Below are 23,529 nucleotides of genomic sequence, written 5' to 3'. Positions count from 1 at the left end.
CCTGTTACCGTCACGACTATGACAAGGATAACTCCTGACAGAAACCTGACCGTCCTCGATGCCCCATCCAACCTTGGTCTGCGCCCACCGGCCCCCGGCGTCTCACCCGGCTGCTACAAGGCCCCCTGGGCGCTACGTAACACCGGCCTGGTCGAGCGCCTGGGTGCGGCGGACGCGGGAGCGCTCGTGCCGCCCCGCTACGTGGCCACGTGGCAGCCGGGCGACGGCGTGCGCAACGGCCCCGCCATCGCCGACTACTCCCGCGCCCTGGCGGATCGCGTGGCCGGGATCAGGGCGTCGGGCGGGTTCCCGATCCTGCTCGGCGGCGACTGCTCGATCCTGCTCGGCCCCGCGCTGGCCCTGCGCGAGTCCGGCCGCTACGGGCTGGCGTACCTGGACGCGCACGCCGACTTCCGGCACCTGGGCAACTCCCCGCACGTCGGCTCGGCGGCCGGCGAGGACCTGGCGCTGGTGACCGGGCGCGGTGACGACTACCTGACCGACATCGGGGGCCTGCGCCCGTACGTCAGGGACGAGGACGTGATCGTGCTCGGCGTCCGGGACGAGGAGGATCTGCGCGACATCGCGGACAGCGGCCTGGCCTACGTGCCGGGGAACGACATCTCGCTGGACCGGGCCGCGAAGGTGCTCGTGCGCGACGACCTCGACGGCTTCTGGATCCACGTGGACGCCGACGTGCTCGACCCGTCCGTGCTGCCCGCCGTCGACTCCCCGACGCCTGGCGGGCTGGACGCCGCGCAGCTCACCGAGCTGCTGCGCGGGCTGGTCGCGCTGCCGGGAGCCGCCGGGCTGGAGGTGACGATCCTCGACCCGGACCTGGACGCGGACGGCAGCCAGGCCGCCCTGCTGGCGGACATCCTCGTGTCGGCGTTGACCGCCGGCCCCGCACTGCCGCGCGTCAGAGCTTGATGCCCTTGACGATCTTCGCCAGTTCGGGGACGAGGGGCGTGCTGGCCATCACGGTGACGACGACCCCCTTGCGCTCGACCCAGCCCGCGTAGCGGCCGTCGCCCAGCGCGCCGTCGCCCTCCTGGGTGAGCACCTGGCGCCCGCCGATCCGCACGGTCGTGGTGTCACCGGAGAACCTCCCGAACTCGAACGGCGCGTTCTTGAGCTGCGCCAACCGGCCCGCCTTCGGCCAGCACACCACCCTGACCCACAACGACCGCTGCTTGGCGTCCGCGTTGGGGCGCTCGTCCCCCCACTGGTAGCCGTACTCGGTGATGCCGTCATGCTTGCTGGTCACGACACCGCCGTAGGTGAAGCCTTTCGGGATGTGGTTGACGCGGACGCCCTTGATGGCGGCGGCGCCCCTCGGCGGCTGGTCGACCTTGTCGCCGGCGGCCCGCTTCACCTCCGCCTTGCTCGGCAGGGGGCAGGCGGGGCTCTCCACGGCCGCCTGAGCGGGGAGGGCGATCAGAGCCGCGGTCACCGGCAGCACGGACAGGACGGCAAGCTGCTGAATCTTGTTCATGACCGGATTTGATGCGGCGGAGGCGAGAAAGGTTCAGCGGTTGCCCGCCTGGCGGATCACGTAGGCGCTTGTGCTGGAGTGGCCGGCCTCGTTCGTGGCGGTGATCGAGGTCCAGGGGCCCGAGGGGACATAGGGGACCCAGGCGGACTCCAGGCGGCCCCGCTCGTACCACTCCTGGTTCACGACCACCTCCTGCGGCGCGAAGCGCAGTGTGCCGCCGCGCAGGTTGTAGCCCTCGACGAGGATCCCCGCCCGCCCGTTCAGCTCCTTGCGCGACGCCCCGACGATGATCGGCGCCTGCCACCCGCTGACGATGTCGTCGGCCAGCGACGGCGTGTCGTAGCCGGCCTGGCAGGTGAAGAACGGCTCCCACCCGTACGAGATGATCTTGACGGGCGCTGTCCCCGCCGCCATGACCTGCTGGTCCAGGCGGCTCTTGGAGGTACGCCCGCGCAGCGGCCCCGGCTCCACCCGCCCGCACTCGCCCGCGGCCGGCGTGGGCTCGAAGCCCTCCACGTTCACCCACAGCTCGACCCCGTCGGGCACCCGCCGGGCCGCCGCCTCCACGTAGTCGCGGGTGGCCCCGTAGTACGCCTGTTCGTAGGTCACGTCCCCCACGACCGGCGTCAGCCGCGGCGCCACCTTGGCCCCGGCCTCATGCACCCCGTACACCGGCACCTTGCCCGTCCCCCGCCCGTCCTGGACGGCGACGGCCATCGGCAGCCCGGCCCGCGTGGCCGCGATGTCCGCGAACCCGGCCGCCACCTCCCCGGGCGGGAACCCCCGGCCCCTGCGCGCGTCGATGTAGGGGCTGACCACGATCTTCTTGCCGGGCAGGGCGGCGGCGACCACGGCGTGCTGGGCGGCGTACAGCTCGATGATCGGATCCTTGTCCGCCCGGTCACGCATGGCCAGCTCGAACGACTGGTACACCCCGCCGAACGCCTTGGACGCCCCGAACCGCGCCCGATAGTCGGCCAGCACCCGCGCCGTGAAGGCGTTCAGGGCGGCGGTGTGCGCGCGGTCGGGCTCCCACGGCTTGCCCTCCTGCTGCGGCGCCGCGGGCAATCCGGGATAGACCACCATCCCGTACGCCGCCGCCTCCGTCATCAGGTTGCCCACGCCGTCGCCGTCCGTCGAGACGAGGACGAGATCGTGCACGCTGTCGTCGCAGGACGCGGCCAGCGACACCCGGTAGAAGATCCGCCCCTCGCTCTCGATCCGCCGGTCGATCCCCTGGCACCGCAGCAGCCCAGGCCCGAACTCCTCGCTGGTCACGTACGAGTAGACCTGCCTGATCTGCTTGCCCGGCACCTCCGCGCACGGATGCCCGTCCACGCGGCAGCCCTCGAAGCCGGGCTCCTCGCCCACGTCGAACCGCGGCCCGAACGTGATGAGCGTGTCGCCCCCGATCGCGTGGATCGCCTCCACCATGCGCCGGGTCACGCACGAGTCGGCCCGCGGGATCACCCAGTAGCCGGTGACCGCGTACGGGGCCGTCACCCGCGGATCCCTGGCCGGGCACTCCTCCGCCACCTCGGAGCCGTCCGGCACGACCGCACCCACCACGAGGGCCACCGCCACGACCAGCCACAGGATCCGGTGCACCCACACCCCTTCCACGCCGGCCTCCAGCCTACGCATCCGCCCGGGCACGTGGCGGCGTTCGAGACCCCGCTGTGAACGGCCGCGGACTGATCACGGAGAATGGCGGGCAAGGGGGAGATTCATCGTGCGCATCGATCTCAGCGGCAAGACCGCGCTGGTATCCGGCTCGACCCAGGGAATCGGGGCGGCCATCGCCGCCGGGCTGGCCAAGGCCGGGGCCCGCGTCGCGATTAACGGCCGCAGCGGGGACTCGGTGGCCGCGGCCATCGACGGCATGGACGGCGACCTGGTCGCGGCGCCCGGCGACCTGGCCACGGCCGAGGGCTGCGCGGAGGTGCTGGGACAGCTGCCGCACGTGGACATCCTGGTCAACAACCTCGGCATCTTCGGCGCCAGGCCGGCGCTGGAGATCGACGACGACGAGTGGCGGCGCTATTTCGAGGTGAACGTGCTGGCCGCCGTCCGGCTGACCCGCGCCTGCCTGCCCGGCATGATCGAGCGGGGCTGGGGCCGCGTCCAGTACATCGCCAGCGACTCCGCCGTCGTCGTCCCCGCCGAGATGATCCACTACGGCATGACGAAGACCGCACTGCTGTCCGTGTCCAGGGGGTTCGCGAAGGAGGCCGCGGGCAGCGGCGTGACGGTCAACTCCGTGATCGCGGGGCCGACGCACACCGTGGGCGTCGAGGAGTTCGTCTACCAGCTCGTGGACAAGGAGCTGCCGTGGGAGGAGGCGCAGCGGGCGTTCATGCGCGAGCACCGCCCGCAGTCCCTGCTCCAGCGCCTGATCGAACCCGAGGAGATCGCGAACATGGTCGTCTACCTCAGCTCGCCCTTCGCCTCCGCGACGACGGGCGGGGCGCTGCGGGTGGACGGCGGCTACGTGGACTCGATCCTCCCCTGAACGCGCTCCCCCATCGTCCCCCACCGTCCCTCCCCTGAACGCGCCCCCGTCCCCCACCGCCGGGGGATGTGGACGGGCCCGCCCGCGACGAGCCTTGGGACATGATCTTACGAACGCTGCTGATGAGCGCCCTGGCGCTCGGCGCACCGGCCGTCACCGCGCACGCGGAGACCGCGCGGCCGGCCATCACCTGGCAGAAATGCCCCTCCTACTCCGACGACGTGCTGCGCTCGTGGGGGCTCAGGGACACGGACTTCCCCAAGTTCAAAGGCCTTCTCGGCCGTACGGAGTGCGGCACGCTCAGCGTCCCCCAGAGCTACGCCGATCCGGCGGGCAAGCAGCTCACCATCGCCCTGACCAGGCTGAAGGCCACCGGAAGCAGGCTGGGCAGCCTGGCGGTCAACCCCGGCGGTCCCGGGGGCAGCGGCTACCTGATGCCGATCGACCTGGTCATGACGGGCGTCGAGCTGAACAACCGCTACGACCTGATCGGGTTCGATCCGCGCGGCGTCGGCGCGAGCACGAACGCGAAGTGCCCGGCCAGCGAGGACGACCGGCCGCCGCCCGGGCCGGTCACGGAAGAGCTGGCCAGGACCGTCTACGACAGCGTCATCCGGTCCAACCGGGCGTGCGCGAGCTCGAATCCCGGCTTCTTCGGCGGGCTCACCACCGCGAACGTGGCCCGCGACCTGGACCGGATCCGCGCCGCGCTGGGCGAGCGCGAGCTGAGCTTCTTCGGCGTGTCCTGGGGCACGTGGCTGGGGACGGTCTACCGCAGCCTGTTCCCCGAGCGCGTGCACCGCATGTGGCTGGACAGCGTGGCGCTGCCCGTGCCCAGGGTGGACGTCTTCACGCAGGTACGCGCGGAGGCCTCCGACCGCGACTTCCAGCGGATGGCCGGGTGGCTCGCAGAACGCGACGGAACCTACGCGCTCGGCGCGACCAAGGCCGAGGTGGTCGCCACGCTGACGGAGATGCGCAGGTCGTACGACGCCGAGCCCTTGACCTTCACCGACGTCGACCTCACCGTGGAGGGACGCCTGATCGCCGACATGGCGGGCCAGCCGAGCGTGGCCTGGCCGGAGCTGGGCCAGGTGCTGAAGGAGCTGAAGGACGCCACGGGACCGACCGCGCCGCCCACCATCAAGCAGATCTTCGGTGAGCAGCCGCCACCCCCGCCCGCCGACGCGCCGGAGAGGCGCAGTCAGGCGGCGAACCTGGCGTTCTTCTGCAACGAGGACTCGGGGCAGCGCACGTTCGAGTCGGCCTGGAACGCCTACCAGAAGCGGCTGCGGGACTTCCCGGTGACCGGTGAGGCCAGCGTGTTCTTCCCGCGCTGCGCGGGGTGGCCGCTGCCGGTGCAGACCACGCGCCTGCGGCACTCCGATGGCTCGCTCATGCTCTCCGGCCACCTGCACGAGAGCCCGTCGCCGTACGAGTGGACGCTGCAGACGCGGGCGGCCATCGGCGGGACCCTGGTGACGGTCGACGACGACATGCACGGCTCCGCGCTGAGGGTGCCGGGCTGCGTGGCCAAGGTGATCGACTACTTCGAGAAGGGCCGCAGGACCAGCACCTGCCCTGGGGTCCCGGTGCCGGACTCCGCCGCGCTCCCGGCCGAGCCGCTGCTCCGGCAGAGCCTGAGCGACCGCCTCGGCGCCACCGGCTGAGCCGCCGCCCGGACGGACTGGCCGGGCCGCCGCTCTGACAGCACCAGCCGAGCCGCCACCCTGACAGCACTGGCTGGGCCGCCGCTCTGACAGCACTGGCTGGGCCGCCGTTTCAGCGACGGTCCAGGCCGGAGAGTTGCCAGGCCAGGCGGCGGCGTACGGCCGGGATCCGGCCCGCCAGCCCGAGCACGACGTTGCGCAGCGGGCGGCGGGCCGCGCTCGCGGTGGCCAGGGCCGTGAGCCTGCTCGCCAGCCCGACGACCTTCTCCGCGACCGGGCGGCGGGCGGCGGCGTAGCCGTCCAGCAGGTCCTGCGACCCGCCGTCCAGCACCTTCGCCAGCGCCTCGCCGAGGGCGACGGCGTCCTCGATGCCGAGGTTCATGCCCTGGCCGCCGGCGGGCGAGTGGACGTGCGCCGCGTCGCCGGCGAGCAGGACGCGCCCGTCCCGGTAGGTGTCGGCGATGCGGTGGTGGACGCGGAACCGCGAGCCCCAGACGACCTCCTCGACCACGGCGGGCACCGCCTCGGGACCGCGCGTGTCGAGGAGTCGCTGCACGAAGGCCGCGTCGGGCTCCTTGGGCGCGTCGTCCACGGTGGCCACGATCCGGTAGCGGCCGCCGGGCAGGGGCGCGACCACGACCAGGCCCTCGGGCGAGAAGTAGAGGATGACCTCGTCACTGGGCACCCCGCCGCTGAGCCGGACGTCCGCCAGGACGAACGACTCGGCGTAGGTGCCGCCGCCGAAGCCGATGCCGGACTGCTCGCGGACGAGGCTGTGCATGCCGTCGGCGCCCACCAGGTAGGACGCCCGCAGCTCGCGCCCGTCGTCCAGGGTGGCCGTGACGCCCGAGTCGTCCTGCGCGATCGTGGTCACCCGCGCGGGCCGCAGCACCTTGCCGCCCAGCTCCTCCAGCCTGGCCAGCAGGTACGCCTCCGTGTCCGCCTGGGAGATCATCAGCGTGTACGGGTATCGCGTCGGCAGCCCGTCGAAGGGCACCGGCACCAGCAGCCGGTCGCGGTCGCGGATCGTGAAGCGCGAGGTGTGCACCCCGCGGGCGGCCAGCGCGGCCGAGACCCCGTACGGCTCCAGCAGCTCCAGCGTGCGCGAGTGGACGACGGCGGCCCTGGAGGTGTTCGCCCCCTCGGCCTGCCCGTCCACGATGACGACCTCGTGGCCGAGCCGGGTCAGGACGACGGCGGCGGTGAGCCCCACGGGCCCGGCTCCGACGACGAGCACATCGGCGTGGATCATGTCTCCTCCTTGAGAAGGTCAGCGTCTGTAGGCCAACACCTGTTGACACTAAACACGCCCGCTTGGAATGTCAACACATGTTGGCCTACAGTTGTTGACATGAGCAGAGCAGCGCGGACGAAGGCGGCCATCCTGAGCGCGGCCCGCGAGCGGTTCGCCGCCGACGGCTACCGCCGGGCCACGATCAGGTCCGTCGCGGGCGCGGCCGGGGTCGACCCGGCCCTGGTCATGCGCTATTTCGGCAGCAAGGAGCGACTGTTCGCGGCGGCCTGCGAGCTCGACCTGCGGCTCCCCGACCTGCGCGGCACCCCCCGCGACGAGATCGCCGCCGCGCTCGTCCGCCACTTCCTGGAGCGCTGGGAGTCCGGCGAGACCCTGCAGCTCCTCCTGCGCACAGGAGTCACGAACCCGGTCGCCGCCGACCGCCTGCGCTCGATCTTCGCGGCGCAGCTCCTGCCCGTCGTGACCGCGCTGTCACAGGATCCGGCGCGGGCGCCCATGCGGGCGGGGCTGGTGTCCACGCAAATGCTCGGAACCGCCCTATGCCTATATGTCCTGAGATTGCCACCCTTGACCGCCATGACCAGGGAACAAGTCGTCGAGGCGATAGCCCCAGCCATTCACCGTTTTCTCGACCTCGAATTGTGATGAAACATCAGCCCCACCATTAACACGGGCACCACATGCCCTCTTTGCACACACATTCAGATCATGTTAGATAGGGGGACAAGAAAGGACCGGGCACAGTGACGCTGATTCTCGATGGCGTCTCCGTACGGCAGCGCGGGGAGACCTGGCTCGACGACATTCGCCTAGAATTATCGAATGGAATGACCACTCTCGTCGGCCCCATGACCGCGGGAAAGACGACGTTGATGCGCGTCGCCGCCGGATTGCTGCCCCCGGATTCGGGCCGCGTCGTGGTCGACGGAAAAGACGTCACCGCGATTTCGGTACGAAAGCGTTCGGTCGCCTTCGTCTATCAGCAATTCATTAATTACCCGTCGCTGACGGTCTATGAGAACATCGCCTCCCCGCTCCGCCTCGACCCGGCCTTCCACCGCGAGGGGATCGACCGGCGGGTGCACGAGGTCGCCGAGCTCATGGGGATCGACGGCCTGCTCGGCCGCCGGCCCGCCGAGCTGTCGGGCGGCCAGCAGCAGCGCACCGCCATCGCCCGCGCGCTGGCCAGGCCCGTGGACGTGCTGCTGCTCGACGAGCCGCTGGCCAACCTGGACTTCAAGCTGCGCGAGCAGCTCAGGGCCGACCTCAAGACCATGTTCACCGGCTCGCGCGGCGTGGTCGTCTACGCGACGGCCGACCCGAACGAGGCGCTGACCTTCGCCGCACCCACCGTGGTCCTGGGCGAGGGCCGGATCCAGCACATGGGCGACGTCGCGGACATGTACGCCCACCCGCCGACGCTGGCCGTCGCCGCCACGCTCAGCGACCCGCCGCTCAACCTGCTGCCCGGCGTCGTACGCGACGGCCGGATCGAGTGCCTCGGCACGTCGTTCCCGGCCCCCCGCGCGCACGCGTCGGGGCACAACGTCATGCTCGCCGTACGCCCCCACCAGGTGACCATCGGCCGCAACGGCGCCGGCGCGCTGGAGCTGCCCGCCGAGATCAGGCTGGCGGAGGTCACCGGCAGCGCGACCTTCCTGCACCTGCTCCTCCAGGGCAGCCGCCACCTGGTCGCCCACCTGCCGGGGACCCAGCTCTTCACCCCGGGCGAGTCCACGGTCGCGTACGTGGACCCCGCCCACCTCTTCGTCTTCGACGAGTCCGGCGGACGGCTGCTCGCCACCAGCGCGGCGGAGGTCGATCTGCATGGCTGACATCCGGCTGGAAGGCGTGGGCCACAGCTACGACGGGGGCGAGACCTGGGCGCTCAAGCCGATGACGTGGACCTGGCGCAGCGCCAGGGCGTACGCGCTGCTCGGCCCGAGCGGCTGCGGCAAGACCACCCTGCTGAACATCATCTCGGGCCTGCTGACCCCCACGGTCGGCCGGATCTGGTTCGACGACCGCGAGGTCACCGACGTGCCCACCGCGGGCCGGAACATCGCGCAGGTCTTCCAGTTCCCCGTCCTGTACGAGGAGATGTCGGTCTACGACAACCTCGCCTTCCCCCTCCGTAACCGGAAATATCCGAAACAGGAGATCGACCAGCGCGTCCGCCAGGTCTCCGAGCTCCTCGGCCTCGACCAGGTGCTCCGCCGCAGGTCACGCCGCCTGGACCCGGGCCGCCAGCAGATCGTCAGCCTGGGCCGCGGGCTCGTCCGCGCGCAGGTCGCGGCGGTCCTGCTGGACGAGCCGCTGACGGTGGTGGACCCGGCGCTGAAGTGGACGCTGCGCAGCAAGCTCAAGGAGATCCACCGCGACACCGGCCACACGCTGATCTACGTCACCCATGACCAGACCGAGGCGCTGACGTTCGCCGACGAGGTGGTGGTGCTCAACGAGGGGGCCATCGTGCAGGCGGGCGAGCCGGCCGAGCTGTTCCTGTCGCCGGCGCACGAGTTCGTCGGGCACTTCATCGGCTCGCCGGGCATGAACATGCTGCCCGCCGAGATCGTCGGCGACGTCGTCCGCGTCGGCCAGGCGGACGTCGGCAGCGCCGTCCCGGAGCCGGCCGAGCGGCCGGCGCGCGAGCCGGCGAGCGAACCGGCGGGCGAACCGGCGGGCGAAACAGCAGACGAAACAGCGGGCGGAACGCCGGACGGCCTGCCGCCGGGTCCCGTGCGGATCGGGGTGCGGCCGGAGTTCGTCCGGATCAGCGGCACGCGCACCAGCCCCGGCGTGGCCGCCAAGGTGACCGGCATCGACCGCATGGGCGCGTTCGACCTCGTGCACGCCCAGGTGGACGGGCACAGGGTGATCGCCAAGACCGAGGCGGGCTCCACCTGCACGCCGGGCACGGTCGAGTTCCTGCATTTCCCCGCGGACCGGACGTTCCTGTTCCGCGACGAGGTCAGGTGCGGCTCACTCGCGCCCCTGAACGGAAGGGGCCAGGCGTGAGCGAGCAGACGACCGTCGCGGGCAGCCAGGTGGGCGGCGAGGTCGTCACGACCGCCCCGGCGGAGGCCCCCGCCGAGCCGCGCGCCGAGCCGAAGCGCAAGAACAACCGGGCCTGGCTGATGGTCCTGCCGGTGGTCGTGTCGGTGGCGTTCACCGCGGTGATCCCGCTGATGACCGTGGTGAACTTCTCCGTGCAGGACGTCTTCAGCCCCAGCGACCGGATCTTCGTCGGGCTGGAGTGGTTCCGCTCGATCGCCCGCGACCCGGAGGTCAGGGCGGCGTTCCTGCGCACGCTGCTGTTCTCGGCCGAGGTGCTGCTGCTGGAGATCCCGCTCGGAGTGGCGATCGCGGTCTCGATGCCGCGCCGCGGCTTCTGGGTGTCGGTGGCGCTGGTGCTGGTCGCGCTGCCGCTGCTCATCCCCTGGAACGTGGTGGGGACGATCTGGCAGATCTTCGCCCGCGGCGACATCGGGCTGGGCGGCTGGACGATCAACAACGTGCTCGGGATCAACTTCAACTACACGCTGGACTCCACGGACGCCTGGATCACGGTCCTGGTCATGGACGTGTGGCACTGGACGCCGCTGGTGGCGCTGCTGGCGTACGCGGGGCTGCGCTCGATCCCCGAGCCGTACTTCCAGGCCGCGCAGATCGACGGCGCCTCGGCGTGGGCCACGTTCCGGCACATCCAGCTTCCCCGGCTGCGCGGGGTGCTGACGATCGCGATCCTGCTCAGGTTCATGGACAGCTTCATGATCTACACCGAGCCGTTCGTGGTGACCGGCGGCGGGCCGGGCAACGCCACTTCCTTCCTCAGCATCCTGCTGTCGAAGATCGCGGTCGGGCAGTTCGACCTGGGGCCGGCGGGCGCGTTCTCGCTGCTCTACTTCCTGTTCGTGCAGATCCTCTGTTACGTCTTCTTCACTGTGCTGACCAGGTCGGGGAGGTGAGGTGATGGCAGCGGCCAACAGGCGGACCGGACGGCGGCTCCCGTGGGCCCGCACGGTCTTCTGGCTCTACGTGGCCACGCTGATGCTGCCGCTGCTGTGGATGTTCGGCATGTCCATCAGGCCGAACGAGGACATCCTCGGCAGCTTCGCGCTCGTGCCGCAGCGCGTGACCTTCGACAACTACGTCACTTTCTTCACCGACTCCGCCTGGTATTCGAGCTATCTGAACAGCATCATCTACACGTCGATGAACGCCGTGATGTCGCTCATCGTGGCACTGCCCGCCGCGTATGCGTTCTCGCGTTTCAGATTCGCCGGCGACAAACATCTGTTCTTCTGGTTGCTGACGAATCGCATGGCGCCGGCGGCGGTTTTCCTGCTGCCATTCTTCCAGATTTATCAGAGCGTCGGGCTCTTCGACACCCATCTCGGCGTGGCCATCGCGCACATGCTCTTCAACGTCCCGCTGGCCGTGTGGATACTCGAAGGATTCATGTCGGGAATTCCCCGGGAAATAGACGAGACCGCGGCGATCGACGGATATTCGCTGCCCCGGTTCTTCATTCGCATCTTCCTGCCGATGATCCGCTCCGCGATCGGCGTGACCGCGTTCTTCTGCTTCATGTTCAGCTGGGTCGAGCTGCTGATCGCCAGGACGATCACCTCGGTGAACGCCAAACCGATAGCCGCGACGATGACCAGGACGGTCAGCGCGGCCGGCGTGGACTGGGGCCTTTTGGCGGCGGCCGGAGTTCTGACCATCGTCCCGGGCGCGATCGTTATTTGGTTCGTCCGGAATTACATTGCCAAGGGCTTCGCCTTGGGGAGGGTCTGACCATGCTCGAGTGGATGGTGTGGACCGGCCCCACGGGACTGGTGTTCGCCGGTCTGGCCCTGCTGCTGGTCGTCATGACGGTCTGGGCCCGTGTCTCCCCTCCCGTGGCCAGGCGAGGCTTCCTGCGCATCGAGACCGATCGAGGGGACCGGCTGTACATCGGCCTGATCAGCGCGGCCGTCGTACTGGCCGGCTGGATCGCGGTAACCGACCTGTCCATGTGGCTCGCGCTCGGCTGCGCGCTGCTCGTGGCGGTCGTGATCGGGATATGGGGCTAACAGAAGAGGAGCCAGGCGATGAGGCATCGCGCAGGGAGGTCCGCGGCCGTAGGTCTGACCGCGTTCGTCCTGATAGTGGCCGGGTGCACGCAGAGCGCGGAGAAGCCCGCGAGCGACTTCAAGGAGTCCGACGGCAAGGCCGCGGCTCAACGCTGGGTCACGGAGGAGTTCACGCCGAGCACCCTGTCCAAGGATCAGCAGCTCGCGGAGATGGACTGGTTCACGAAGGCCGCGGCCCCGTACCGGGGCATGCAGATCAACGTGGTCTCCGAGACGATCACCACGCACGAGTACGAGTCGCGGCAACTGGCCAAGGCGTTCACCGAGATCACCGGGATCAAGATCAAGCACGATCTGATCCAGGAAGGTGACGTCATCGAGAAGCTCCAGACGCAGATCCAGGGCAACCAGAACATCTACGACGCCTACGTCAACGACTCCGACCTCATCGGCACCCACTCGCGCGGCGACTACGTGGTCCCGCTGTCCGACTACATGGCGGGCGAGGGCAAGGGCGTCACCTCGCCCACCCTGGACCTGGACGACTTCATCGGCATCAGCTTCACCACCGGCCCCGACAAGAAGATCTACCAGCTCCCCGACCAGCAGTTCGCGAACCTCTACTGGTTCCGCTACGACTGGTTCACCGACCCGCAGATCAAGAAGCAGTTCAAGGACGCCTACGGCTACGACCTCGGCGTCCCGGTCAACTGGGCGGCCTACGAGGACATCGCCGACTTCTTCACCAACAAGGTCAACGGCAACGGGTCCGTCGACGGCAAGAAGGTCTACGGCCACATGGATTACGGCAGGAAGGACCCGTCGCTGGGCTGGCGCTTCACCGACGCCTGGCTGTCCATGGCGGGCAACGGCGACCCCGGCATCCCCAACGGCCTGCCGGTGGACGAATGGGGCATCAGGGTCGAGAACTGCCGCCCGGTCGGCTCGTCCGTCACGCGCGGCGGCGACACCAACGGCCCCGCCTCGGTCTACGCGCTCACCAAGTACGTGGACTGGCTGAAGAAGTACGCCCCCAAGGAGGCGGCGGGCATGAACTTCAGCGAGGCCGGCCCGGTCCCCGCGCAGGGCAACATCGCCCAGCAGATCTTCTGGTACACCACGTTCACGGCCGACATGACCAAGCCGGGGCTCCCGGTCGTCAACGGCGACGGCACGCCCAAGTGGCGCATCGCGCCGAGCCCGCACGGCTCGTACTGGAAGACCGGGAACAAGCTCGGCTACCAGGACGCCGGCTCGTGGACGCTGCTGAAGAACACGCCGCAGGACCGCAGGGCGGCGGCCTGGCTGTACGCGCAGTTCGTCACCTCGAAGACGGTGTCGCTGAAGAAGTCGATCACCGGCCTGACCTTCATCCGCGACTCCGACATCAAGAGCGAGTACTTCGCCCAGAACGCCAAGAAGTACGGCGGCCTGATCGAGTTCTACGCCTCGCCGGCCCGCAAGCAGTGGACCCCGACCGGGACGAACGTGCCCGACTACCCGAAGCTCGCCCAGCTCTGGTGGCAGAACGTGGCCACCGCCGTGACCGGCGAGACGACGGCCCAGCAGTCGATGGACAGCCTGGCCAAGCAGCAGGACGACATCCTGTCCAGGCTGGAGCGGCGCGGCTACGGCGGAAACTGCGCACCCAAGCTGAACCAGGAGCGCCCCGCCCAGTACTGGCTCGACCAGCCGGGCGCGCCCGCGCCGAAGCTGGCCGACGAGCGCGGCAAGCCGGAGACGCTGGACTACGACAAGCTGATCGCCACCTGGAAGCAGGGCAACTGAGAAGGTGACCGCCGCCCGCGGCAGGCCGGGCGGCGGTCATCTCAGCACTTCAAGGTCATCTCAGCCCCTCAAGGCCGTCTCAGCCCTTCAAGGCCGTCTCAGCCCTTCAAGTGCCGGGCGAGCCAGTCGAAGGCCCGCTCCTGCATGGGCACGTCGAAGCTGTGCGGCACGTCGGCGAACACCGCCTCGTAGCCCTCGGGGGCGTCACGGTAGCGCTCGCCGATCATGGCGTGCGCCCGGCGCATGCCCGCCTCGGGGAACAGCTCGTCGCGCAGGGCGTACTGGACCATGAGCGGTTGTGGCGCGCGGGCGGCCACCAGGTCGGGCCAGTCGCCCAGCCGCGGCAGGCCGGGCGGGTAGAACATCCAGGTGTGCCGGGCGATGTGCGTGCCGATCATGTCCCGGTAGCTGGAGGTCATCGCGGCCACCACGACCGCGCTCATCTCCGGGTCGAACGCGCCCAGCAGGCCGGCCCGCAGGCCGCCGCCGGACAGCCCGGCGCACCCGACGAGGCCGACGTCCGGGCGGGAGCGCAGGTACGCCGCCGCCGCCAGGTCCTCGCCCGCGACCACACCCGCGAACGACGTCCCGAGCGCCGCGCAGTGCTTGGCCACCTCGTGCTCATGCGGTTTGGCCGCCAGGTCGTACCGGTCGGCCTCGCTGAGCGGCCCGTCCTCGGTCTCCAGCGGGAAGCGCCTGCTGCCCCAGACGAACACGTCGTGCGCCAGCACGGCGAAGCCCCGGCGGGCCAGCTCGTTGACGAAGGCCCGCCCGCCGTAGATCGACTCGCGCAGGCGGGTCACCTCGGGCGACGGCCCTTCGGGACCGTCGGCGATCTTCTCCTTGCCGGCCCACTTCATGCCGGCGTGGCAGTGCAGCGCCACCACCCCGGGCAGCGGCCCCGCGGCGTCCCGAGGCCGCAGCAGGAAGGCGCGGGTCCGCGGCCCGAACCCCACCGACCAGGACAGCTCCTCACCCGCGAGGTCGCCGTCGGTCCAGGTGCGTTCGACCCGGACCTCCCGCGCGCTCAGGTCGAGCACGCCGATGGCCTCGCGCGCCGCCGCGCGCAGCTCGGGCCCCGGAGCGGGGTACGTCCCGAGCTGCGCCGCGGCGATCCCGGCGAGCTCAGCGAACACGCGTGCCGTCGTCCGCCAGGTGCACGGGAACGCCCGTCGCGGCGGAGACGTTGGCCGAGTGGCCGGTCAGCACGCTGCGGATGCCGTCGCGGTAGCCGGCCTGCCGCGCCAGCGGGTCGTCGCCGGGGCCGCGGAAGACGTCGTTCAGCAGCAGGCGGTCGCCGCCGCCGTGCCCACCGGCCCCTGACTCGATGGGCACCTCTTCCGGCTCGCTCCAGTGGCGGCGCAGCGTGAGCCGCTCCGAGGAGCCGGTCGCGTGCTCCTTGGCGGCCGCGCTGGGGTCGATGGCGGCGTGCGGCGGCGTCCACTCGCGCTCGACCACGTCCAGCTCCAGCCGTCCCGCCGTGCCGTTGAAGGCCACCCGGTACCCCTCCCAGGGGGCGTGGGCGTGCAGCGAGTAGGTCAGGACCGCGCGGTTGGCGTAGCGGACCATGACCGACATGTTGTCGTCGATGTTGACGCCCTCGCCGAAGACGTCCTGGTCGCGGATGTAGCCGTCCTCGTGCTCGGCGTCGAGGTAGAGCCGCTTGAGCCGCTCGTCGGCGGCGATGTCCAGCAGGAACGGGTCCGTGCCCAGCCCGGGGGCGCCGTGGGCGCGCTCGGGACGGTTCTCCAGGCCGCGCTTCCTGGCGTTCTCGGCGCCGTAGAAACGCAGGTCGGTCTGGGCGAAGACGAGCTCGGGCGCGGAGCCGAGCCACCAGTTGACCAGATCGAAGTGGTGGGTCGACTTGTGCACGAGCAGCCCGCCGGAGTTGGCCCGGTCGCGGTGCCAGCGGCGGAAGTAGTCGGCGCCGTGGATCGTGTCGAGCATCCACTCGAAGTGCACCGAGGTGACCTCGCCGATGACGCCTTCCTGGAGCAGGCGGCGTACGGCGGAGTTGCGCGGCGAGTAGCGGTAGTTGAACGTGACGATCAGCTTGCCGCTGCTGCGCTCGGCCGCCGCGGCGATGGCCGCGCAGCCGTCGGCGTCCACCGTGAGCGGCTTCTCCACGATGACGTCAAGACCGGCGTCGAGCGCCGCGCACACGTATTCCGCGTGCGTGGCGTCGACGGTGGTGACGATGAGCGCGTCGGCGAGCTCGAGCACCTTGCCGAACTCAGCGGGCGCGAAACGCGGCACCTCGTGGCCGATCCGCTCGACGTAGTAGTCCATGCGGGTCCGGTTCGAGTCGCACAGGGCGACGATGGTGCCGACGTCGCGCCACTCTCCGAGCAGCGCGTCGACGTACATCTGCGCGCGGTGCCCAAGCCCGACGAACGCGTACTTCATGTCTCTCCTTCAGCCTGCGATGGAGGCGTTCGCCTCCGTGATGAACTTCGCCGCGGCGTCGTCCGGGGTCATCCGGCCGAACAGGACCTCCTCGGTGTACCGCTTGAGGATGTCCTCCATGGCGCTGGCGCCCTTCGGCGGGGCGGCCGGCGGGTCGGCCAGCTCACCCTTGATCTCGTCGAGGAACTCCAGGGTCTTCTTGTCCGCGTCGGGCAGCTTGTCCTTGACCGCCGCCAGCACCTTGGAGCTGGCCGGCAGGCCGCGGTCGCTGAGGATGATGCCGCCCGCCTCGGGGTCATTGATCAGGTAGTCGATGAACTTGGCCGCCTCGGCCGCGTGCTCCGACTTCGACGAGGCGGTGTAGAACATGGCCGGCTGCAGGAACATGCCGCCGGCGGTGGCGCCCTGCGCCTTCGGCATCCGCAGCAGGTCCATGGTCTGACCCGACGCCTTCACGACCGCGCCGAGCTGGTTGCTCCACCACATGCCCATCGCGCCGGTGTTGGTGGCCAGCAGCGACTGGTCGATGGCGGACGCGCCGATCTCGGAGCTCTTGGCGGCGTCGGGCGAGCCCTTGGTCTTGACCAGGTTCTGCATGATCGCCCACCAGTCCTTGATCGTGGCGGGGGTCAGGCCGAGCTTGTTGCCCTGGTAGAAGGGCTCACCCTTCTGGGCGGCGTAGATCTGGAGGTAGGCCGGGTTCCAGCTCAGCTGGGTGCCGGTGACCTTGCCCGCGCTCTTGGTGGAGATCTTCGAGGCCAGGTCGACGTACTCCTCCCAGGTCCACTTGGTGTCGTCGGGCAGCTTCTGCCCGTTGGTCTCCACCAGGCCCGGGTTGACGACCAGGGAGAAGGCGTTCACGCCGGTGGGGATGGCGAACTGCTTGCCGTCGATGCCGCCGGTGGCCAGCACCTTGCCGTCGATGTCGGCGGTGTTGACCTTGCTGGACAGGTCGGCGAGCGTGCCGCGGTCGGCGTACTCGCGCAGGCCGCGGATCTCCAGGGTGATGACGTCGGGGGCGTCGCTGCCGGCCACCTTCGTGGAAAGCGTCTCGTAGTAGCTGGCGAAGTCGGAGAACTCACCCTCGACGTCGATGGTCGGGTTCTTCGCCTCGAACTTCTTGATGACCTCCTCGGTCATCTTCTGCCGGGCGTCGCTGCCCCAGTAGGAGAAGCGCAGCTTGATCTTGCTGTCGGCACTCTCGCCGCCACTGCCGCTGCCGCAGGCCGCGGTGACCGCCAGCACAGCGGTCGCGAGCAGCGCCGCCGACCACATCTTCTTGCCAGAGCTCACGGCTCTACCTCCTAGGGGATCTTCTGCTGTTGGGGGGTGGAGGAACTACTTCAGGCCCGTGGTGGCCACACCACGGATCAGGTATTTCTGGCCGGCCAGGAAGAACCCGAAGATGGGGCCGAGCGCGATGATCGACATGGCGAACATCGGGCCCCACGACGAGTCACTGCTGGAGTCCAAGAACGTGCGCAAGGCTACCGGTACGGTGAAATTGTCGGGGTTGTTGAGATAAAGGAGCTGACTGAGGAAGTCGTTCCACGTCCAGATGAACGTGAAGATCGCCGTCGTCGCCAGCGCGGGCAGGCAGAGCGGCATGACCACCCTGATGAAGATGCGCCAGTAGCCCGCCCCGTCGATCTCGGCCGCCTCGTCCAGCTCCCGCGGCAGCGTGCGGATGAACTGGACCATGAGGAAGATGAAGAACGCGTCGGTGGCCAGGACCTTCGGCATGACCAGCGGCCAGATCGTGTTGATCATGTCGAGCTTCGAGAACATGATGTACTGCGGCACGATCGTGACGTGGTGCGGCAGCATGATCGTGCCCAGCATGAGCGCGAACCAGAGCTTCTTCAGCGGGAAGTTCAGCCGCGCGAACGCGTAGGCGGCCAATGAGCAGGCCACCAGGTTCGCCACCACCGACAGGCCGGTGACCACCGCCGAGTTCCACAGGTAGTAGCCGAAGGGATGCTTCAGCGCGTTCCAGCCCTCGGTGTAGTTCTCCAGCGTGAACTCGGTCGGCCACAGGCCCGACTGCCGGAAGATGAGCTCCTCCGGCTTGAGCGAGCTGGAGATCATCCAGAGCAGTGGATAGAGCATGATCAGGCCGAAGCCGATCAGCAGCACATGCTTGGCCACCCGCCCGCCCCTGAACGGACGGAACAGGACCGGGATCGGCCTACTTCGTGTCGCCATAGAAGACCCAATACTTGGAAGCGAGGAAGTTCACCCCGGTGAGCCCGGCGATGATCAGCAACAGGACCCAGGCCATCGCGGCCGCGTAGCCCATGTCGTAGCTCTTGAACCCCTTCAGGTAGAGGTAGAGCGTGTAGAACAGCGTGGAGTCTGCGGGACCGCCGCTGCCACTGCTCACGATGAACGACTGCGTGAACGACTGGAACGACTTGATGATCTCCAGCACCAGGTTGAAGAAGATGATCGGCGTCAGCAGCGGCAGCGTGATCGACTTGAACTGGCGCAGCACCCCGGCGCCGTCCACCGAGGCGGCCTCGTAGTAGCTGCTGGGGATCTGACGGAGCCCGGCCAGGAAGATGATCATTGGAGCGCCGAACGTCCACACGTGCAGGAGGATCAGCGTGCTCAGCGCGTAGTCGGGGTCGCCCACCCAGCCGGGCCCGTCGATGCCGACGACCGACAGGATCGCGTTGACCAGACCGTCGGCGCCGAAGACCTTGCGCCAGAGGATCGCGATCGCGACGCTGCCACCGAGCAGCGAGGGCAGATAGAAGATCGAGCGATAGAACGGGAGCCCGCGAATCCCCCGGTCGAGCACCAGGGCCAGCCCGAGCGCGAAGGCCAGTTGCAACGGGACCGAGACGACCACGTAGATCGTGGTCACCTTGAGCGAGTTGATGAACCTCTGGTCCTCGGTGAACATCTTGACGTAGTTGTCGAAGCCGACCCACTTGGCCTCCTCCAGGAGGCTGTAGTCGGTGAACGACAGGTACAGCGAGGCAAGGATCGGGCCGATCGTGATGACGAGCAGGCCGGCGAACCAGGGCGCCAGAAAGAGATAAGCGGCCCGCGCCTCGCGGCGGGAACGTTTGGTGGAACGGTGGTGGCCGCCGTGTGCGGGTTCGGTCACCGCGCCTCGGGGCTTCACCGCCACCGAGTCAGCCATGACGGAACTCATTCGTCATCACGGACCTTCCGGCGAGATGTGAATGGATAGCGCTTTCCTATAGCTGGCGGGAAAGTTCCGTCAACCCTTTGCAGCCGTTACATAGCCGTTACCGATATATCGCCACGGCGTTTTCCCAGCTAGCAAGCGTGACCGCCCGATAAGTCAGACGAATTTTTATTCGGTTTAGTACAACCGTTTGCAGGCGTGCGGCTACCGTGGCGGAGCCGTGGAGTCCCGGATCACCAGCCGGGTCTCCAGCGAGGTGGTGGCCGTCACCTCCTGGATGAGCAGATCGACCGCCAGCCGGCCCGCGGCGGCGGTGGGCATGGCGACCGTGGTGAGTTTGGGGCGGTTCAGCCGTCCGGAAACGATATCGTCGATCCCCACGACGCTGAGGTCCGCGGGCACGTCCAGCCCGAGATCGCCGAGGCCCTCGATCAGCCCGATCGCCACCAGGTCGTTGTAGGCCAGCACGCCGGTCACGCCGGAGTCGCGGACCCTGGCCGCCGCCGCGATCCCGCCGCGCTCGGTGGGCGCGTTGGGGCCGATGACGACGAGCTCCACGCCCATCACCTGCTCGGCGGCGGTACGGATCTCCGCGCTCGTCCACGAGCCGGCCGGCCCCGAGACCAGCCCCACGCGGCGGTGCCCGAGCCCGGCCAGGTGCTCGACCGCCAGCCTCGCCCCGTGACCGACGTCCATGAGGACCGTGGCCGCGCCGCGCAGCCGCCGGTTGATCACCACGAACGGCACCCGCTCGGCCAGCCGTTCGAGCGCCTTGTTGGAGGAGCGCGGGCTGCACAGCACCACGCCGTCCACCTGTTTGGAGAAGGCCTGCACCAGCTCTTCCTCGGCGGCCGGCTCCTCGTCGGTGTCGGCCACGAACAGGTGGTAGTCGCGCTGTCTCGCGGCCGCGTGGGCGGCCTTGATCAGCGGCGGGAAGAACGGGTTGGCGATGTCCGCCACGATCAGCCCGAGGTTGTGGGTCCGCCCGGTCGTCAGGGCCCGCGCCGCCCGGTTGGGGCGGTAACCCAGCTCCTCGGCCACGGCCAGAACCCTCGTGCGGGTGGCGGCGTTCACCATGTGCGGCGCGGAGAACGTCCGCGACACGGTCGATACATGCACACCGGAGGCCCGGGCCACATCACGAATCGTCACTGTCACAGTCGCCCACCCTAACGCAACCGCTTGCAGACTCTCTGAGTACGATGAAAGCGCTTGCCGCATCATCTTAACCCCGGCACCACCGGGAAGCCCCAGCTAGACGGCGGGTCCGGAAATCCCCTCTTGACGCCTGCACCCTCCGGACACAAAGGTTTAGTGCAACTGTTTGCAGTCTTGAAGGAGCCCCTCACGGTGAGCAGAGTCCTCGTCACCGGAAGCGCCGGACGCCTCGGCCGCAGCGTGGTCAGCACGCTCGCGGCGGCCGGGCACGAGGTCATCGGCGTCGACCGCGTCCCAGGCACCCCACCCGAGGCCGCGGTCGCCTTACCGGCCGACCTCACGGACACGGGCGAGGCGTTCGAGGTGATCGCCAGGTTCCGGCCGGAGTCGGTGATCCACCTGGCCGCGATCGCGACCCCGTTCAGCTTCCCAGAATCGGTGATCTACAAGGTCAACACCCAGCTCGCGTTCAACGTCTGCGAGGCGTCGGTGGCCTTCGGCGTGGCGAGCGTGGTGATCGCCAGCAGCCCCACCGTGATGGGGTACGGCGCGCCGGGCGGCTGGGTGCCCGCGTACCTGCCGATCGACGAGGACCATCCGGTCCGCCCCTGGAACGCCTACAACCTGTCCAAGGTCGTGGCCGAGCAGACCATGAAGGCGTTCGCCGTGGCCGGGACCACGAAGCTGGCCGCCGTCCGGCCGTGCTTCGTCATCCCGCCCGAGGAGTGGGCGGGCGCGCCCACGCAGTCGGGCCACACCGTGCGTGAGCGGCTGGACCGGCCGGAGCTGGGCGGGGTGTCGCTGTTCAACTACATCGACGCCCGCGACGCCGCCGACATGATCGCGGTGCTGAGCGAGGCACTGCCCGAGCTGCCGAACGGCGAGGTGTTCTTCGCCGGGGCGGGGGACGCGCTGGCCAGGAAGCCGCTCGCCGACCTGCTGCCCCAGGTCGTGCCCGGCACCGAGGCGCTCGCGGCCGGACTGACCGGCACCACCCCCGCCTTCTCGACCACCAAGGCAGAGCGCCTGCTCGGCTGGCAGCCCAAGCGCAGCTGGCGTGACGAACTCAAGGAAGCTTCATGAATCTCAGCGGTGTGCTGTTCTTCCCCGTGACCCCCTTCGGCGCCGACGGCGCGCTGGCCGAAGAGGTGCTGGCCGAGCACATCAGGCAGGGCATGGAGCACGGCCCCGGCGGCGTGTTCGTGGCCTGCGGCACCGGCGAGTTCTCCGCGCTGTCCGAGGCGGAGCACGCGCGTTCCGTGCAGGTGGCGGCCGACGTCGTGGCCGGGCGGGTGCCGGTGTTCGCGGGCGCGGGCGGCCCGATCGGCACGGCGCTGAACCAGGCCAGGGCCGCACGGGAGGCGGGCGCCGACGGGCTGCTGCTCATGCCTCCCTACCTCGCGCAGGGTCCTGGGCACGGCTTCGCCGCCTACGTGGCGGCGGTCGCGGCCATCCTGCCGGTGATCGTCTACCAGCGCGGCGCCGTGGTGCTCGAACCGGAGGCCGTGGTCGAGCTGGCCGGGCTCCCCGGGGTGATCGGGCTCAAGGACGGCCTGGGCGACATCGACCGGATGCAGCGGACGGTGCTGGCGGTGCGCGAGGTCTACCCGGACTTCCTGTTCTTCAACGGGCTGCCGACGGCCGAGCTGACCATGCCCGCCTACCGGGGCATCGGCGTGGAGCTCTACTCCAGCGCGGTGTTCGCGTTCGCTCCGGAGATCGCCCTGGCCTACCTGAAGGGTGACGAGCGGCTGCTCACCGAGTTCTACGCTCCCCTCGTACGGCTGCGCGGCAAGGTCCCCGGCTACCCCGTCTCCCTGGTCAAGGCCGGGGTCCGGCTGCGCGGCCTGGACGTGGGCACCGTACGCCCGCCGCTGGTGGAGGTGACCGGCGAGCACCTGGAGGAGCTGGAGGCGCTGATCAAGACCGGGCTCGAACTGGCGGGGTCATGACGATCGCCGACCTGCGCACGGAGCTGCGCACCGCGCCGCTCCCCCGGCCCTGGGGCCCGGACGTGCCGGCCAACCACGTGATCGTCACCCACGTCACGCTGAAGGACGGGCGCACCGGGACCGGGTTCTCGTGGACGCCGCAGATCGGCGCGCACGCGGTCAAGGCGCTGCTCGACCACGACCTGCGCGAGGCGCTGATCGGGCTGCCCGCCCACCCCGACGTGGTCTGGGACCGGCTGTGGCGGCACCTGCGCGAGGCGGGCCCCGGCGGGATCACCACGATCGCGCTGGCCGGGATCGACCTGGCGCTGTGGGACCTGCGCTGCGGCGGCGACGGCCTGGCCGACGTGCTCGGGCGGCGGCGCGACGAGGTGCCGGTCTACGGCAGCGGCGTCAACCTGCACTACTCGCTCGACGAGCTGGTCGAACAGGCCGGCCGCTGGGTGGCGGCGGGCTACCGGGGCGTCAAGATCAAAGTGGGCCGGCCGGACCTGGCGGAGGACGTGGCGCGGGTGGCCGCGGTCCGTGAGGTGATCGGTCCCGACCGGCTGCTGATGATCGACGCCAACCAGCGGTGGGACCTGCACAGGGCGCGGCGGGCGCTGGCCGCGCTGCGCGAGTTCGGCCTGCACTGGATCGAGGAGCCGCTGCCTGCCGACGACGTGGCCGCGCACGTGGAACTGCGCCGCTCCATCGACGTGCCGGTCGCGGTCGGTGAGAACGTCTACACCGTCTACGGCTTCCGCGACCTGCTGACGGCGGGCGCGTGCGACGTCGTCCAGCCGAACGTGGTGCGGGTCGGCGGCATCACGCCGTTCCTTCGGATCGCGGAGCTGGCCAGGACGTACGACGTGCCGGTCTACCCGCACCTGCTGAGCGAGATGTCCGGGCAGCTCGCGCTGGCCCTGCCGCTGCCGGTGATGGCGGAGGACGTGGAGGACGCGTCGTTCGCGGCGCTCGGGCTGCTGGCGGAGCCGTACCCGGTGACGATCTCGGGCGGCGTGCTGCGCGCGGGCGAGCACGCGGGACTGGGTTTGAGGTGGTCAGAATGA

22 protein-coding genes are annotated in these 23,529 nt (G+C 69.7%); 13 read left to right on the top strand and 9 right to left on the bottom strand.

Translation table 11 applies throughout. The features are described 5' to 3' along the window. The first annotated feature begins 18 nt into the window (after positions 1-18). Positions 19-930: an arginase family protein gene (locus tag ABEA43_RS56035; RefSeq protein ID WP_345575499.1), complete on the top strand. Its 912-nt coding sequence runs from the start codon at positions 19-21 to the stop codon at positions 928-930. Here the strand turns inward: ABEA43_RS56035 and ABEA43_RS56030 are convergent. After that, on the bottom strand, positions 920-1,495 hold the full coding sequence (locus ABEA43_RS56030; RefSeq protein WP_345575497.1) for a hypothetical protein: 576 nt from the start codon (positions 1,493-1,495) through the stop codon (positions 920-922). The genes ABEA43_RS56035 and ABEA43_RS56030 overlap by 11 nt on opposite strands. 33 nt (positions 1,496-1,528) lie before the next feature. Further along, positions 1,529-3,139, bottom strand: coding sequence for a DUF4434 domain-containing protein (locus ABEA43_RS56025; protein ID WP_345575495.1), 1,611 nt, complete (start codon positions 3,137-3,139; stop codon positions 1,529-1,531). 88 nt (positions 3,140-3,227) lie between these two features. Here ABEA43_RS56025 and ABEA43_RS56020 point away from each other — a divergent pair, with 88 nt between their 5' ends. Both ABEA43_RS56020 and ABEA43_RS56015 read left to right on the top strand, forming a co-directional pair. Then, entirely contained in the window at positions 3,228-4,007 is a 780-nt protein-coding gene (locus ABEA43_RS56020; protein ID WP_345575492.1) for an SDR family NAD(P)-dependent oxidoreductase, read from the top strand. Between the two features lie 101 nt (positions 4,008-4,108). Beyond that, positions 4,109-5,677, top strand: coding sequence for an alpha/beta fold hydrolase (locus ABEA43_RS56015; RefSeq protein WP_345575490.1), 1,569 nt, complete (start codon positions 4,109-4,111; stop codon positions 5,675-5,677). A 112-nt stretch (positions 5,678-5,789) separates the two neighbouring features. Here ABEA43_RS56015 and ABEA43_RS56010 read toward each other — a convergent pair whose 3' ends face one another. Beyond that, positions 5,790-6,929, bottom strand: a complete 1,140-nt coding sequence (locus ABEA43_RS56010; RefSeq protein ID WP_345575488.1) for an FAD-dependent oxidoreductase — start codon at positions 6,927-6,929, stop codon at positions 5,790-5,792. A 99-nt stretch (positions 6,930-7,028) separates the two neighbouring features. On the opposite strand from ABEA43_RS56010, the gene ABEA43_RS56005 reads away from it, so the two are divergent. The 7 genes from ABEA43_RS56005 (at position 7,029) to ABEA43_RS55975 (ending at position 13,801) form a co-directional block, all read left to right on the top strand. Continuing rightward, positions 7,029-7,577, top strand: a complete 549-nt coding sequence (locus tag ABEA43_RS56005) for a TetR/AcrR family transcriptional regulator (RefSeq protein ID WP_345575486.1) — start codon at positions 7,029-7,031, stop codon at positions 7,575-7,577. 98 nt (positions 7,578-7,675) lie between these two features. Beyond that, positions 7,676-8,767 carry an ABC transporter ATP-binding protein gene (locus ABEA43_RS56000; RefSeq protein ID WP_345575484.1) on the top strand — a complete coding sequence of 364 codons (1,092 nt, stop codon included), beginning with the start codon at positions 7,676-7,678 and terminating at the stop codon, positions 8,765-8,767. After that, the gene (locus ABEA43_RS55995; RefSeq protein WP_345575482.1) at positions 8,760-9,950 is read left to right on the top strand and encodes an ABC transporter ATP-binding protein; all 1,191 of its coding nucleotides are present in this window, start codon (positions 8,760-8,762) and stop codon (positions 9,948-9,950) included. The genes ABEA43_RS56000 and ABEA43_RS55995 overlap by 8 nt, the downstream gene beginning before the upstream one ends. After that, the gene (locus tag ABEA43_RS55990; RefSeq protein WP_345575480.1) at positions 9,947-10,900 is read left to right on the top strand and encodes a carbohydrate ABC transporter permease; all 954 of its coding nucleotides are present in this window, start codon (positions 9,947-9,949) and stop codon (positions 10,898-10,900) included. The genes ABEA43_RS55995 and ABEA43_RS55990 overlap by 4 nt, the downstream gene beginning before the upstream one ends. A gap of 4 nt (positions 10,901-10,904) precedes the next feature. Continuing rightward, positions 10,905-11,735, top strand: a complete 831-nt coding sequence (locus ABEA43_RS55985) for a carbohydrate ABC transporter permease (RefSeq protein WP_345575478.1) — start codon at positions 10,905-10,907, stop codon at positions 11,733-11,735. Positions 11,736-11,737: 2 nt separating this feature from the next. Further along, positions 11,738-12,013, top strand: a complete 276-nt coding sequence (locus tag ABEA43_RS55980) for a DUF2160 domain-containing protein (RefSeq protein WP_345575476.1) — start codon at positions 11,738-11,740, stop codon at positions 12,011-12,013. Between the two features lie 18 nt (positions 12,014-12,031). Further along, positions 12,032-13,801 carry an ABC transporter substrate-binding protein gene (locus ABEA43_RS55975; RefSeq protein WP_345575474.1) on the top strand — a complete coding sequence of 590 codons (1,770 nt, stop codon included), beginning with the start codon at positions 12,032-12,034 and terminating at the stop codon, positions 13,799-13,801. A gap of 98 nt (positions 13,802-13,899) precedes the next feature. Here the strand turns inward: ABEA43_RS55975 and ABEA43_RS55970 are convergent, their stop codons facing one another. The 6 genes from ABEA43_RS55970 to ABEA43_RS55945 form a co-directional block, all read right to left on the bottom strand. After that, positions 13,900-14,937 carry a dienelactone hydrolase family protein gene (locus ABEA43_RS55970; RefSeq protein WP_345575472.1) on the bottom strand — a complete coding sequence of 346 codons (1,038 nt, stop codon included), beginning with the start codon at positions 14,935-14,937 and terminating at the stop codon, positions 13,900-13,902. Further along, positions 14,927-16,207 (bottom strand): Gfo/Idh/MocA family protein, encoded by a 1,281-nt coding sequence (locus ABEA43_RS55965; protein WP_345575470.1) that lies wholly within the window; start codon positions 16,205-16,207, stop codon positions 14,927-14,929. The genes ABEA43_RS55970 and ABEA43_RS55965 overlap by 11 nt, the downstream gene beginning before the upstream one ends. Before the next feature lie 9 nt (positions 16,208-16,216). After that, complete coding sequence (locus ABEA43_RS55960; RefSeq protein ID WP_345575468.1) at positions 16,217-17,500, bottom strand: ABC transporter substrate-binding protein; 1,284 nt, start codon at positions 17,498-17,500, stop codon at positions 16,217-16,219. A 45-nt stretch (positions 17,501-17,545) separates the two neighbouring features. After that, positions 17,546-18,412, bottom strand: coding sequence for a carbohydrate ABC transporter permease (locus tag ABEA43_RS55955; protein WP_345575466.1), 867 nt, complete (start codon positions 18,410-18,412; stop codon positions 17,546-17,548). After that, a complete protein-coding gene (locus tag ABEA43_RS55950) occupies positions 18,396-19,358 on the bottom strand; it encodes a carbohydrate ABC transporter permease (protein ID WP_345575464.1) in 963 nt (320 codons plus the stop codon). Before ABEA43_RS55950 ends, ABEA43_RS55955 begins: the two co-directional genes overlap by 17 nt. Positions 19,359-19,571: 213 nt before the next feature. After that, positions 19,572-20,525, bottom strand: coding sequence for a LacI family DNA-binding transcriptional regulator (locus tag ABEA43_RS55945; RefSeq protein ID WP_345575462.1), 954 nt, complete (start codon positions 20,523-20,525; stop codon positions 19,572-19,574). A gap of 192 nt (positions 20,526-20,717) precedes the next feature. On the opposite strand from ABEA43_RS55945, the gene ABEA43_RS55940 reads away from it, so the two are divergent. The 3 genes from ABEA43_RS55940 to ABEA43_RS55930 are packed head-to-tail and all read left to right on the top strand — an operon-like array spanning position 20,718 to position 23,529. Then, a complete protein-coding gene (locus ABEA43_RS55940; protein ID WP_345575460.1) occupies positions 20,718-21,608 on the top strand; it encodes an NAD-dependent epimerase/dehydratase family protein in 891 nt (296 codons plus the stop codon). After that, the gene (locus tag ABEA43_RS55935) at positions 21,605-22,477 is read left to right on the top strand and encodes a 5-dehydro-4-deoxyglucarate dehydratase (protein ID WP_345575458.1); all 873 of its coding nucleotides are present in this window, start codon (positions 21,605-21,607) and stop codon (positions 22,475-22,477) included. The genes ABEA43_RS55940 and ABEA43_RS55935 overlap by 4 nt, the downstream gene beginning before the upstream one ends. After that, the gene (locus tag ABEA43_RS55930; RefSeq protein WP_345575456.1) at positions 22,474-23,529 is read left to right on the top strand and encodes a mandelate racemase/muconate lactonizing enzyme family protein; all 1,056 of its coding nucleotides are present in this window, start codon (positions 22,474-22,476) and stop codon (positions 23,527-23,529) included. The genes ABEA43_RS55935 and ABEA43_RS55930 overlap by 4 nt, the downstream gene beginning before the upstream one ends.

Source organism: Nonomuraea rosea (genome assembly GCF_039539705.1).
GTDB lineage: Bacteria > Actinomycetota > Actinomycetes > Streptosporangiales > Streptosporangiaceae > Nonomuraea > Nonomuraea rosea.
Note: the sequence above shows the minus strand (reverse complement) of the source record. Positions and strands in the feature narration are given on the sequence as shown.